Source organism: Pauljensenia sp. UMB0895, assembly GCF_030218905.1.
GTDB classification, from domain to species: Bacteria; Actinomycetota; Actinomycetes; order Actinomycetales; family Actinomycetaceae; genus Pauljensenia; species Pauljensenia turicensis_A.
On sequence record NZ_JASOQR010000003.1, the window covers coordinates 130,566 to 142,872 of the forward strand.

10 protein-coding genes and 1 pseudogene are annotated in these 12,307 nt (G+C 58.5%); 7 read left to right on the forward strand and 4 right to left on the reverse strand.

The annotated features are described in order from the left end of the window. Nucleotides 1-65: 65 nt before the first annotated feature. Entirely contained in the window at nucleotides 66-1,016 is a 951-nt protein-coding gene (locus QP503_RS03005) for a sugar-binding transcriptional regulator (protein WP_040318513.1), read from the reverse strand. Between the two features lie 433 nt (nucleotides 1,017-1,449). Here QP503_RS03005 and QP503_RS03010 point away from each other — a divergent pair, with 433 nt between their 5' ends. From QP503_RS03010 to QP503_RS03020, 3 genes are all read left to right on the forward strand, one after another. Beyond that, nucleotides 1,450-2,232 (forward strand): MIP/aquaporin family protein, encoded by a 783-nt coding sequence (locus QP503_RS03010; protein ID WP_006680838.1) that lies wholly within the window; start codon nucleotides 1,450-1,452, stop codon nucleotides 2,230-2,232. 107 nt (nucleotides 2,233-2,339) lie between these two features. Continuing rightward, nucleotides 2,340-3,866, forward strand: coding sequence for a glycerol kinase GlpK (glpK, locus tag QP503_RS03015; protein WP_285101217.1), 1,527 nt, complete (start codon nucleotides 2,340-2,342; stop codon nucleotides 3,864-3,866). A 107-nt stretch (nucleotides 3,867-3,973) separates the two neighbouring features. Next, nucleotides 3,974-4,552 carry an NYN domain-containing protein gene (locus tag QP503_RS03020; protein ID WP_006680840.1) on the forward strand — a complete coding sequence of 193 codons (579 nt, stop codon included), beginning with the start codon at nucleotides 3,974-3,976 and terminating at the stop codon, nucleotides 4,550-4,552. Nucleotides 4,553-4,723: 171 nt separating this feature from the next. Here the strand turns inward: QP503_RS03020 and QP503_RS03025 are convergent, their stop codons facing one another. Further along, nucleotides 4,724-5,440, reverse strand: a complete 717-nt coding sequence (locus tag QP503_RS03025) for a PspA/IM30 family protein (protein WP_006680841.1) — start codon at nucleotides 5,438-5,440, stop codon at nucleotides 4,724-4,726. Nucleotides 5,441-5,612: 172 nt separating this feature from the next. Beyond that, the gene (locus tag QP503_RS03030) at nucleotides 5,613-7,682 is read right to left on the reverse strand and encodes a TPM domain-containing protein (RefSeq protein ID WP_285101219.1); all 2,070 of its coding nucleotides are present in this window, start codon (nucleotides 7,680-7,682) and stop codon (nucleotides 5,613-5,615) included. A gap of 164 nt (nucleotides 7,683-7,846) precedes the next feature. Here QP503_RS03030 and QP503_RS03035 point away from each other — a divergent pair, with 164 nt between their 5' ends. From QP503_RS03035 to QP503_RS03045, 3 genes are all read left to right on the forward strand, one after another. After that, nucleotides 7,847-8,224, forward strand: coding sequence for a cold-shock protein (locus QP503_RS03035; RefSeq protein ID WP_285067993.1), 378 nt, complete (start codon nucleotides 7,847-7,849; stop codon nucleotides 8,222-8,224). Further along, nucleotides 8,217-9,077, forward strand: coding sequence for a DUF3027 domain-containing protein (locus QP503_RS03040; RefSeq protein ID WP_285067992.1), 861 nt, complete (start codon nucleotides 8,217-8,219; stop codon nucleotides 9,075-9,077). The genes QP503_RS03035 and QP503_RS03040 overlap by 8 nt, the downstream gene beginning before the upstream one ends. A 76-nt stretch (nucleotides 9,078-9,153) precedes the next feature. After that, nucleotides 9,154-10,602 (forward strand): NCS2 family permease, encoded by a 1,449-nt coding sequence (locus QP503_RS03045; RefSeq protein ID WP_285067991.1) that lies wholly within the window; start codon nucleotides 9,154-9,156, stop codon nucleotides 10,600-10,602. Between the two features lie 253 nt (nucleotides 10,603-10,855). Here QP503_RS03045 and QP503_RS03050 read toward each other — a convergent pair whose 3' ends face one another. Then, nucleotides 10,856-11,644 carry a hypothetical protein gene (locus QP503_RS03050; protein ID WP_285101221.1) on the reverse strand — a complete coding sequence of 263 codons (789 nt, stop codon included), beginning with the start codon at nucleotides 11,642-11,644 and terminating at the stop codon, nucleotides 10,856-10,858. Between the two features lie 266 nt (nucleotides 11,645-11,910). Here QP503_RS03050 and QP503_RS08830 point away from each other — a divergent pair. After that, nucleotides 11,911-12,288: pseudogene (locus tag QP503_RS08830) on the forward strand (FGGY-family carbohydrate kinase); the annotation flags it as partial. Nucleotides 12,289-12,307 lie beyond the last annotated feature (19 nt).

The window sequence follows — 12,307 nt, forward strand, 5'->3', positions numbered from 1 at the left end:
AAAGTGGAGTTCACGATTGTTGTGAGCTCCACTTTTCTTTGGTTTTTGGCTGGGTATGATCTGGCTTAGCGCCTAGGGGCGAGGCCACGCGCCTGCGCCGCGCGAGTGCGAACCAGATCAAGCAGTTCGCGTGCCACGCCATCGTCAAGGACGAGGTCGGTGGCGACGTGTGCGCGCAGCGCGCCAAGTAGCGGGAGCGCCTTCGAGGCACCAGCTACGACGCAGAGGCGACGCGGGATCTTGCGGAGAGTCTCTGGGCTGGGCCCGGAAGCTCGGCTGTTGAGTTCCATGTCTGTTGAGCCGTCTTCGCGCAGGAGGACGGTGCAGACGTCGCCGACAACGCCGTCCTTCTGGGCCATTGCGATTTCTTCAGTGTCCAGGAAGCCACCCGAATAAACGTGGGAGGGCAAGCGTGCCGAAAGTGAGCCGACGCCGAACAGAGCGATATCGCAGTCGTCAATCGTCTTCAACACGGTCTGAACCGAGCGCTCGCGCCAGAGCTGCTTCTTTGTCTCTGCGTAGTCGAAGAACGTGGGAACGGGGAAGTGGACCATGCGTCCGCCCATTGCGCGCGCTGCGCGGGAAATAATCGCGTCTGCGTACGGCATGCCGGACTCGGTAGCGGTCGCGGCCCCGTTGAGCTGGACGACGGTCGATCCGGGGAAGTTGACGCGTGGCATACAACGGGTGATCTCTGAGGTCGTGTTGCCCCATGCGATGCCAAGGGTGACACCGGGTTTGAGCATGTCGACCAGACGTTCCGCCGCGACAAGCGAGACGTTATGAAGTCGGTTGACTTCGGTGTGGACGTCATGGACCGGAACAACGGACGTCTGTACGCCGAAGATTTCAGAAATTTGACCGGCAAGGGTTCCTTTGTGTCCTGGAGCGGCGCTCACTGAGATGCGAACCAAGCCGGTGTCGCGCGCGTAGGACAGTAAACGAGAGACCGAGGAGCGTGATACGCCAAGGTGGCGTGCGATCGTCTCCATGGTCTGGCCTTGGAGGTAATACATTGATGCGGCTTCATGAGCCTGTTCGTCACGAATCGTCACGTGTCATAGTCTGCCATGCACAGGCGTGCAGGTCTAACTGTTGAATGTCCAATCCTTTGGGAGACTGTGCGATTTGGTGAGCGTGCACACATTGGAGAGGTAAGTGTCCCCTCAGATGCACGGTTGTGCACAGGGGCAGGTTCGATGTGCAAACGCTGTCATACTGTGTGGTGTCCAGGTGAAGACATCACAGGTCAGCGCGGGTTTGTTCTGCGACCGCAAAGTGCTCACGAGCGGTCCTGCGAAACAAGCGGAGTCTTGAAAAAGAATTCGTATGTGACGCGGTAGACTTTTCGCACTTGGCGTGATCAGTCCTGTCTCGCTAAAGGAACCCTGCGGGTGGGAAACCGCCCGACAATTCGATGCAACGAAGCATCGAAGAAAGATTGGAAAAATGCTCGCAACACTTCTTCCTCTTGCGCCGCATGAACTCACTGCCGGACATATCTTCATGTCTGAGTTCCTCGGTACAGCAGTCCTTCTCCTCCTCGGTGGTGGCGTCGTTGCTACCAACCTCCTGCCCAAGTCCAAGGGCAACGGCGGCGGTTGGCTCATGATTAACTGGGGATGGGGCCTCGCAGTTCTCGCAGGCGTCTACGTCGCATACGACTCGGGTGGCCACCTCAACCCTGCAGTCACCATTGCTAAGGCCGTCGGTCACATGATGGATTCGTCCGTCGAACTGGCCCCCGGCGTTGCCGTCACTGCAGCAAACGTTGGCATCTACTTAGCAGCTCAATTCCTCGGTGCATTCGTTGGTGCAATCCTCTGCTGGCTGACCTTCAAGCAGCACTTCGATGAAGATCTCGACCCGGCCCTCAAGCTCGGCGTCTTCTCGACCGCTCCCGAGATTCGCAACGGATTCTGGAACACCCTCACTGAGGCCATCGGCACCTTCGTCCTGATCCTCTGGGTCTTCGTCTCCGGCTACACCGAAACCGCGATTGGCCCGCTCGGCGTTGCACTGATCATCGTCGTCATCGGTAACTCTCTCGGTGGCCCCACCGGATACGCGATCAACCCGGCCCGTGACCTCGGCCCGCGTATTGCTCACGCAATTCTCCCGATCAAGGGTAAGGGTGGCTCCGACTGGGGCTACTCCTGGGTCCCGGTCGTCGGCCCGATCATCGGCGCCATCGTCGCAACACTCGTTGCATTCGGCTCTGGCTTGGCCTGAACCTAGAGCTTTGGCACTCTAACCTCGCGTGGGGTCCCAGGCGGACTCGTCTGGGACCCCGCGTTTCTATCTGAAACACAAAGAAGTGAACAGAAGGGACACCATTCATGTCTGATGAAAAATTCGTTCTCGCGATTGACCAGGGCACCACGTCCTCCCGTGCGATCGTCTTCAACCACTCCGGCGAAATCGTCTCGGTTGGCCAGAAGGAATTCACCCAGATCTTCCCGAACCCGGGCTGGGTTGAGCACGATCCCGTAGAGATTTGGGAATCGGTTCGCACCGTCGTCGCCGAGGCGCTTCAGAAGGCAGAAATCAACGCCACCCAACTTGCTGCTGTTGGCATCACTAACCAGCGTGAAACCACCATCGTATGGGACAAGAACACCGGCGAGCCCGTTTACAACGCAATCGTCTGGCAGGACACCCGTACTTCGGAAATCGTCCGTGGCGTCGCAGCAGGCGACCCGCTGGGTACCGAACGTTACCGCCAGATCACCGGCGAGAACATCTCAACCTACCCGTCCGCACCTCGCATTACCTGGATCCTCGACAACGTTGAGGGGGCACGCGAGAAGGCAGAGGCAGGCGACCTGCTTTTCGGCACCCCGGACACCTGGGTTCTCTGGAACCTGACCGGTGGCGTTAACGGTGGCGTCCACGCAACCGACGTGACCAACGCATCCCGTACCCTGCTGATGGACGTTCGTGAGCTCAAGTGGCGAGAAGACATCTGCGCTGACTTCCGCATCCCGCCGGCAATGCTCCCTGAGATCAAGGCATCCGCAGACACCTACGGCACCGGTCGCCCGAATGGTCTGCTCGCAGGCGTTCCGATCTCCGGCATCCTTGGTGACCAGCAGGCTGCAACCTTCGGTCAGGCCTGCTTCGAAAAGGGCACCGCGAAGAACACTTACGGCACCGGTTGCTTCACCCTGATGAACACGGGTGAAGAGCCCGTCTTCTCGACCAACGGTCTGCTGACGACCGTGCTGTACAAGCTTGGTGACGCCAAGCCGGTCTACGCGCTCGAAGGCTCCGTGGCAGTTGCAGGCTCGCTGGTTCAGTGGCTGCGTGACAACCTCGGGATGATCGAGAAGTCCTCCGAGATCGGAAAGCTCGCTCAGACCGTTGAAGACAATGGTGGCGTGTACTTCGTCCCGGCATTCTCCGGTCTGTTCGCACCGTACTGGAAGGACGACGCTCGCGGTGCGATCGTTGGCCTGACCCGCTACGTGAACAAGGGCCATATTGCCCGCGCAGTCGAGGAGTCGACCGCATTCCAGTCCGCAGAGCTCATTGATGCAATGAACGCCGATGCAGGCGTCCCGCTGAAGGAACTCAAGGTTGACGGTGGCATGACGGCTGACGATCTGCTCATGCAGTTCCAGGCTGACATCTCCGGCGTGGACGTCATCCGCCCGGTTGTTGCAGAGACGACCGCTCTGGGTGTTGCCTACGCAGCCGGTATCGCAGTCGGCTTCTGGAATGGCACAGACGATGTCATTGCCAACTGGCAGGAAGACAAGCGTTGGAAGCCGTCCATGGACACCGCAGAGCGCGATCGCACCTACCGCCTCTGGAAGAAGGCTGTTACCCGCACCTTCGACTGGGTTGACGAAGACGTGAAGTGATCTGCTCACGCACGTGAGTAGGTAGTTTCCACTCGATAGGGCGTTGCTCGGCACGATAGGTGTCGAGCAACGCCCTTTTCGCGTAATAATCTTTTACTCTTGACCCTATGGATAACTATTCATTTAACGAAGAAAAAACCTACTTGATCGTTGACGGCGAAAATATCGATGCCACTCTTGGTATGTCAGTGTTGGATCGTCGTCCGAATCAAGAAGAACGCCCGCGCTGGAATCGAGTCCTTGAACGCGCCGAAGAACACTGGGGAAGTGAAGCGAAGGGCCTCTTCTTCCTCAACGGTTCTTCCGGTTCGCTACCGATGGGATTCGTTCAAGCACTCATCGCCATGAACTACTCGGTGATCCCGCTTTCGGGTCCTGCCGACGTGAAGGTCGTTGACCTTGGTTTGCAGCGCACGATGGATGCGATCTCAGAGCTGGACTCGGGCTCGGTCATTCTTGCCAGCCATGACGCTGATTTCGCTCCTCAAGTTGAGCGTCTGCTGGATCAGGGACGTCGTGTCGCGATCCTCTGCTTCCGCGAATTCCTGTCGACCGCTTTCCATGAGCTGGAAGCCAAGGGCTTGGAGATCCTTGACCTCGAATACGATCTGCACGCATTCCAGGTAACTCTACCGCGACTGAGCATCATCGACGTCGACGACTTCAACCCGTTCGACTACCTGTAAAAACCGCCAGCCGGGCTGTTTGGGGCCTGTGCGTCAGTATGCCTGTGCCTGAGGCGATCAGGTGCCGGATAGTTCGTCAAACCTCAAACAGAAGTGGTGCGGGGCACTGCCCCACACCACTTCTGTTTGATTCAGCTACTCGCTGGTCGCAATGACGTTCGAGCTGAGCGATCAGTCCTTGTTCTTGAGCTCTGCCAGGCGCGCTTCGATTTCAATCTCGGAGGCGTCGGTTTCGAGTTCTTTAAACTGTGCGTCGAGGGACGAGGCCGCGACCTCTGCCTGACCCTGTGCCAGTGCTTCGGCGCGACGGACACGCTCTTCGTAGCGTGCGAGCTCTGACGTCGGATCGAGCACGTTGATAGATGCGACAGCGTCATTGACCTTGGTCTGTGCCTCTGCGGTCTTCTGCCGTGCCACCAGCTGATCGCGCTTGGACTTGAGTTCTTCGAGCTTGTCCTTCATCTGAGCAAGGCCGGTCTTGAGCTTCTCAACAACCTCGGTCTGTGAGGCGATGATTGGTTCTGCGTCCTTGGCTTCGCCTTCAAAGGTGATCTGCTTGCCGATCGCTGCCTTGGCGAGCTTGTCCCACTTGTCAGCGCCTGCAGCATCGCCGCCTGCACGCATTTCGTCTGCCTTCTGCGAAGCGGCCAGAGCCTTGCGACCCCAGTCAGCTGCTGCGGCAACGTCTTCTTCGTGGTCTTTTTCTGCCAGACGCAGGTTGCCGACAGTCTGGGCGACTGCGGTTTCGGCTTCTGCGATGGAGTTCGTGTAGTCGCGGATCAGCTGGTCAAGCATCTTTGCCGGATCTTCAGCGCGATCCAAGAGGGCATTGATGTTTGCTTTTGCGAGCTGGGAAATGCGACCGATGATGGACTGCTTTTCTGCCATTGTTCCTGTCCTTCGCTGGATGGATTGCGCGGCTATCGCGTCACCTCCATTTTAGAATGTGACACCGAATACTTCCTGTGAACGGACTGCATATCCGTTCGGTGTGAAGGTGGAGCCGAGATGGCTGGTGCCCTGCAGGGCATTCCTGCAAGGCACCAGCCATATGTTCAGATCAGAAGGAGCCGGAGCTACCGCCACCGAATCCGCCACCGCTTCCGCCGAAGCCTCCGCCAGAGAATCCGCCACCGGAGAAGCCGTCTCCGCTTCCTCCTTGCCCGAGGCTACGACCGGCATTCATCAAGACAGACCACAGCAGGGCATTGCCAAGGCCGGTGTTATCGGTGAAGATTCCACCGCTTCCATTCGTGTGGTGTCTGAACTGATCAGCCTGCCTGTATGAGGGATCGTTTATCGGGGTTGACAGCACGGTAAGGGCCACGCTACGCGCGCTCTTCGCCAGGGTCGTTGCCTGATCGGGGTCAGTTTGGACAAGTGCAACAGCCTGATCGAGTTCAGCCTTAGCCTCAGCGAGTTTGGAACGGACGTCCAACGGGATGACGCCCCGGCGTCCCTGAATGTAAGAGTTAGCTCGCGCGTACTGGGCTTGAGCGTCGGACACGGCGTTCCGTGCTGCCTGGACCTTGCGTTCTCTTGCGTCAGCCTGAGAACGAAGTGGTTCAAGCGCGGCGTCCAGCTGAGATTCGGCCAAACGTAGGTTTTCCAGCGCAGCCAGCGGGTCACCACTTCCTGTGCGTGCGCTTTGAGCCTCGGCTACAGCCTTCTGTGCTTCGGCAACAAGCGGTGCGAACGCTGCTGAGTCTGCCTTCAGGGTCGTCACGTCGGAAAGATCCGAGGTGATCGAAGCAATTGCCTTCGTCAGAACCTCGTTCGCGGCAGCGAGATCGTGCTTGGCGCTCATGATTGCCTCGGTCTGGTGTCCCGCCATCGCGAGTGCTCGGCGAGCAATATCGAGTTGCACCAATGCTGCTGACGGATCAGAGGTTGCGAGGGAGGTTGCTTGGTTCGCGGCGACCGACGCTGAATCAAGGAGAGCGCGTGCCTGCTGAGGATTGTCCGTCAACGAGGCAACGGTCGTGGACGAGTACAGCGTCTGAAGGGCGGTGAGTTCAGCTTCCACGCTGGGCAACGCTGCGATTGCCTCAGAAATGCGCGTCTTCACGTCCGTGGCCTGCATGGGAACGCTTGCCTCTTCATCGCGAAGCTGGCTGAATGCCTTCTGTTGCTCAACCAAAGCTGGCATGACCTGGTTCAACTCATGTTGCAGCGTAAGCGCAGCCTCGGTACGCGAACGAGAATCGGGGGCCTCGTTCATCGTTTGCTGGGCAGTAAATGCCTTCGCGATGCCCGCTTGAGCGGCAGAAAGTGCCTTCACATATGCGTCGGTCTTCGTTTCACCGAACTGAGCGCGCGCGAAATCAAGCTCATCGGCGGCCGAACGTACCAGTTCGTCTGCCTGAAGGAGCAGAGTCGAAGATTGGTTGGTCAGGGCCAGTACCTGATCCTCGGTCAATGACGGAAGCTGATCGCCGGGTGCCCAAGGGCGGTCAGCGGTTGCCTTCGGAGCGGGGGTTGAAGTGCCCTTCGCCGTGTTGCGCTTCACGAAGAACACAATCAGTCCACCGATAACGACAAGGATGACAACGGTGCGGATCCACCTGAATCCCAACTTCCCGGAGGAAGGAGCGTCGGTCGACGAAGAGTGTGAAGAAGAGGACGAGGTTTGACCTGTCACGGTTGATGTCAGCGTTGAAATAAAGGTTGTTGCTGCATCCGTCGTCGTATCAGCGTCCAGAGGATTCGATGTGGCAAGAACTTTCTTTGCGGCCGACGTTGCGCGAGTGATATCCGAATCGGTGACAAGTTGCTGATCAGCGTTGCCACACGTTGCGAACATGCGCTCTTCATAGGCAATCGCGTAGATGATCGACTGATGTGACAATCCGGAGTTCAAACCCGAAGTCTTGCACCATTCAATTGGCTCAGCACCCGAAAAATCGGGAACCGTCACGAAATAAACCTGCAAACCAGCAGCCCCGGCCTCGTCCGCGGAAGAGGATATTTCCGAAACGTGAGAGTCACTGAGCCAACCCGAGGGGTCGGTCACCGACGTTGAAATAGTGACAGGGGATGTGGCAAGTGCTGGCGCGCCAAGGCTTGCAATCAGGGCGATACCGACAACGGCGCTGGCGCACGCATGCGAAACAGCGGAACGGAACGACATGGGGATCTCCTGACCTTTGAGCCGACCTGCAAGCGTTCAATAATTCGATGTTACCCGCCCCGTATTCATTTGGCGTTGAAAGCATGTAGCGCATTAAGGTGGCGGGCGCATTAGAATGACAGGACGAATGAAAACGAATGATTCCTAAAGGAAAGGGGAGCAACATGCCTACTGGCAAGGTGAAGTTCTTCGATGCTGATCGTGGCTTCGGCTTCATCGGTGGTGACGACGGTATGGAAGTATTCCTGCACGTTTCTGCGCTCCCCGAAGGAATTGAAACGGTGAAGCCGGGGACGCGCGTCGAGTACGGTGTCGCTGACGGACGCAAGGGTCCACAGGCACTGACTGTTCGCATCCTGGCCCCAAAGAAGTCGCTTGCGGCGGCGCGCCACCGCAAGCCTGAAGCCATGGTCCCCGTGATTGAGGACCTCATCAAACTGCTCGATGCTTCCTCGACCAGCTTGCGTCGCGGAAAGTACCCCGAGAACGCGCCTCAGATCGCGAAGGTTCTTAAAGCAGTAGCCGAGGATTTCGATGCCTGACACACACGCTGGCGATACTGTGCCTGCACCCCAGACGCCCGCCACTGACACAACGGTGAAAACTTCGTCGCGCTCGCCTTCAACGCATAAGGGAGCGGTGCGTACCCCGAAGAAGGACGCGGTTCTTGCCCAAGCAGTCGACGTTGCTCGTGAATCCGCGAAGGCTGTTGCCCACCCGCGTCCCATCGGTGAACACCTTGGGTTCGTCATGGACTCAGAGCGCATCGGAACCCACTATTTCGCTTCCACCGACGACGGCTATGTCGGTTGGGCGTGGGCAGTGACGGTTGCGCGCATTCCGCGTTCGCGTCACGCGACCGTGTGTGAGGTCGACATGCTTCCTCGCGATGGTGCGTTGCTTGCTCCGCAGTGGATCCCGTGGGAAGACCGCCTGCGTCCAGGCGATCTGTCGCGCGACGATATCCTCCCCTACCAGGCAGAAGATGCCCGCCTTGAGCAGTCCTTCCAAGATGTCGGCGAGGACATTGACTACCCGGAGCTGAAGGAAATCGGCTTGGGTCGCAAGCGCGTCCTGTCCGAAGAAGGCCGTAGTGCTGCCGTTGATCGCTGGTACAAGTCTGAGCAGGGACCGAAGTCATCTCGCCCGCCACGTAACTCGTGCTCAACCTGTGGTTTCTTGGTGAAACTGTCGGGTTCGATGCGCACGGTGTTCGGTGTATGCGCCAACGAATGGGCTCCCGATGATGGTCGCGTGGTCAGCCTCGATCACACCTGCGGCGCGCACTCGGAAACTGATGTTGCCAAGCAGGGAACCCAGTGGTCGGTTCGCCCGTCGCGTATTGACGACGGTGCACTGGACACCGAGAAAATGCCTGCGAATGTGACCCCGTAGGCACGGTGTCCACATTGTGTTGTGGCGCCCGACACGATTCTTGCCTGTAAGTTTCGCACGTTGGCACGATGAGTTCGTGAGCACACAACAGACTGCCGCTTCATCCCAATCAGCGGCCAAAGGTTCAATTGATTCGTTCTTCAAGATCAGCGAACGCGGATCTTCGATCGGTCAGGAAATTCGTGGCGGTGTCGTCACGTTCTTCGCCATGGCCTACATTCTTGTCGTGAATCCAGCCATCCTCGGGGCAGCACTGCCGGAGGATGGCTCTATTACTGCCCAGGGTGTTGCGGCAGGTACCGCGCTTGTTGCAGGCGTTATGACCATCCTCATGGGTGTTGTCGCCAACTATCCGCTGGCACTTGCTGCCGGTCTGGGCCTCAATGCCGTCGTTGCTTTCACCATGGTTATAGGCATGGGCCTGAGCTATGCAGAGGCCATGGGTCTTGTCGCATGGGAAGGCATCATCATCCTGCTCCTGGTTCTCACCGGCTTCCGTGAGGCAGTGTTCAAGGCTGTTCCTCATCAGCTGAAGACCGCTCTGACCGTTGGTCTAGGCCTCTTCATCACTCTTATCGGTCTGGTTGACGCCGGTATCGTCCGTGCAGGCGCCACCCCGGTTCAGCTGGGCATCAACGGCTCCCTGCAGGGCTGGCCGACCCTGGTCTTCGTCTTCGGCCTGTTCCTGACCTTCGTCCTCTACATCCGTCAGGTCAAGGGTGCCGTCTTCATCTCGATCGTCTCTTCGACGATTCTGGCCGTCATCGTCGAAGCCGTTCTTCACCTTGGTATGAAATCGGATGAGAACGCTACCGGTTGGGGCCAGACCATTCCGGCTCTCGACGGTTCACCTGTTGCCGTCCCCGTGTTCAACACGCTCGGCAAGGTCGACATGTTCGGCGCATTCGGTAAGGTAGGCATTGTTTCCGTCGCCTTGCTGATCTTCTCGCTCATGCTGGCTGACTTCTTCGACACGATGGGTACCATGGTCGCCGTCGGCGCCCAAGGCAATCTGCTCGACGAACAGGGCAACCCACCGAAGACTCGTGAAATCCTGGTGATCGACTCCCTCGCCGCCGCCGCCGGTGGTTTCGGTGGCGTTTCCTCGAACACCTCCTACGTTGAGTCCGCAGCGGGTGTCGCTGAAGGCGCGCGCACAGGTCTTGCATCTGTCGTCACCGGTATCCTCTTCCTTCTCTCGACCTTCCTTGCACCGCTCATGGAGCTCGTCCCCACCGAAGCCGCTTCGACCGCTCTGGTCTTCGTTGGTTTCCTGATGATGACCCAGGTTACCGAGATCGATTGGCAGGCCCCGGAAATCGCTCTTCCGTCGTTCATGACCATCGCCTTCATGCCCTTCGGCTACTCCGTCTCCGTCGGTATCGGCGTTGGCTTCATTACTCACACCGTCATCCAGGTTGTTCTTGGCCGTGCGAAGAAGGTCCACCCGCTCATGTGGCTGGCTTCGATCCTCTTCGTCGTCTACTTCCTGCTTGGGCCGATCCAGGCTCTGCTGGGAGTCTGATCTCCTCGCAACAGATCGTGTGATGCGCAGAGGTGTGATGCTCTGCTTGACTGATCACCAATCGTCCGAATGGAAAGACCCCACGGTGCATTGAACTGCTCCCCATTAGTCGGTGTCTGATTTCTCAGTCCAACTAAAGGGGAGCAGTTCATTCCTCGAGGTCGCGAGGGCGTTCGTCGGTGCGTGATAAGCCAGCGGGGCCGTCGATGCAGTGATGCTCCAACGGCCCCGATGTACAGTGGAATCGACTCGACTACTTGACGGCGAAGAACTTCTTATCCGCAAGCAGTTCCGCCTGGACAGCGAGAGTGCCTTGCTCGATCCCATCGGTCGGGACCTCGATGACGATGTTTCCGGTCGTCGATGCGCCATTGAAAAGGGGAGACAATTGGTCGAACTCCTCCGGCGCGAGAGTCAGCTTCTGAGAAGACGCCAGGTTGTACGTCTTGCCGTCCTTGCTGACGAAGTCGACCGTCGCCCAGGGCATCTGACCCTGGGAGTCATTGCCGAGGTAGGTGGCCGTTATGTTGATAAGAACATAGGAGAAGCCATCCGTGGCCGGCTCGTTGAAATCGCTTGCGGCGGCAACCTTCTCATCCGCATTGAGGTCGACGGAGTTGACGGTGACCTTCCAGTCCTTCGTCGTGATCTCCGAGCCGATGGGGAGAGGATTCTCCCTGGAGGAGCCGGCATCGCCCTCATTCGTAGCGGGGGCGTTCGATTCGGCGGGAGTGCTTTGAGGCGACGAGGCTGCGGGGGTCGAGGTCGTGGTCTCAGTGGTCAGCGCCTGATCTACGGCGTGGTCGATGACGGCGATGAAAGCAATGGCTGCGACGATGGTTCCAACGATGGAAATGATGATCGCTGCGAGGCCTTGACCATGGGCCTTGTCCTTCTGAAGCACGGCGACGAGTCCGAGGACGAAGGAGGCGGGCAGGAGGATCCACCCGAGGATTATGATGCCGGGTACACACGAGAGAATTGTTCCGGCGATGGCGAGGATGAGCGCGACGAGTCCGAGCGTATTGCGCGGCTTCTTCACAGGGATCTGGGGATTAACGGGGGGAGGGGGGAGGGAACTTCCTGAGGAGTTGCAGCTCCCCCTTCGAACGGGGTGCTCACTTCGGGCCTTTCGCATAGGTGGTGATGGAATGTCGACGCTGAAGACGAGCGAGTGAAGTGACTGCGCAGGAGGTCGGCGTGACGTTTCTCATCTTAACAAGTACCGGCTTCATCTGAGGCTGACGTTGGCGCGATTAGTGGAGTCCCGCATAGTGGTGTCCCGTCTTCGCCTTTCTCAAGCGCGGGGATTTCGTCAGAGAGGCGGCGGTCGCGACTGCAGGAGCCGCGCATCGGTGGTACGTGAAGAATGCTCTACCGCGTGGAACATACGACCGAAGTGATGAACTGGCGGCGCTGGAACTCGACGCGGGGGTGCCCTTCTTCTTCGCCCGTCTTTCCGATCAAAATCGCGGTAGGTGGTCGAAGGCGCCGAGCGGGGTCTTCTGGGGCCTGCAGCTCGGGACCACTGATGCGGACCTCGCCCGATGCGTGTATGAGGCCATCGCGTTCGAGGTCGCGTCATGGTGGGAGCTGATGGGTCTTGGGGCTTCAGCGCTTCGAGTCTTCGGGAGCAGTTCACATTGCCGTGGGGCTTTTCGTATGCTTGAAACAGCTATTTCTTAGGTCTCCGAAAAACTAGGGA

Excerpts from the sequence above, each read along its gene's own strand:
- QP503_RS03005 (WP_040318513.1), bottom strand. The coding sequence starts at position 1,016 with ATGTATTACCTCCAAGGCCAGACCATGGAGACGATCGCACGCCACCTT.
- QP503_RS03010 (WP_006680838.1), top strand. The coding sequence starts at position 1,450 with ATGCTCGCAACACTTCTTCCTCTTGCGCCGCATGAACTCACTGCCGGA.
- glpK (WP_285101217.1), top strand. The coding sequence starts at position 2,340 with ATGTCTGATGAAAAATTCGTTCTCGCGATTGACCAGGGCACCACGTCC.
- QP503_RS03020 (WP_006680840.1), top strand. The coding sequence starts at position 3,974 with ATGGATAACTATTCATTTAACGAAGAAAAAACCTACTTGATCGTTGAC.
- QP503_RS03025 (WP_006680841.1), bottom strand. The coding sequence starts at position 5,440 with ATGGCAGAAAAGCAGTCCATCATCGGTCGCATTTCCCAGCTCGCAAAA.
- QP503_RS03030 (WP_285101219.1), bottom strand. The coding sequence starts at position 7,682 with ATGTCGTTCCGTTCCGCTGTTTCGCATGCGTGCGCCAGCGCCGTTGTC.
- QP503_RS03035 (WP_285067993.1), top strand. The coding sequence starts at position 7,847 with ATGCCTACTGGCAAGGTGAAGTTCTTCGATGCTGATCGTGGCTTCGGC.
- QP503_RS03040 (WP_285067992.1), top strand. The coding sequence starts at position 8,217 with ATGCCTGACACACACGCTGGCGATACTGTGCCTGCACCCCAGACGCCC.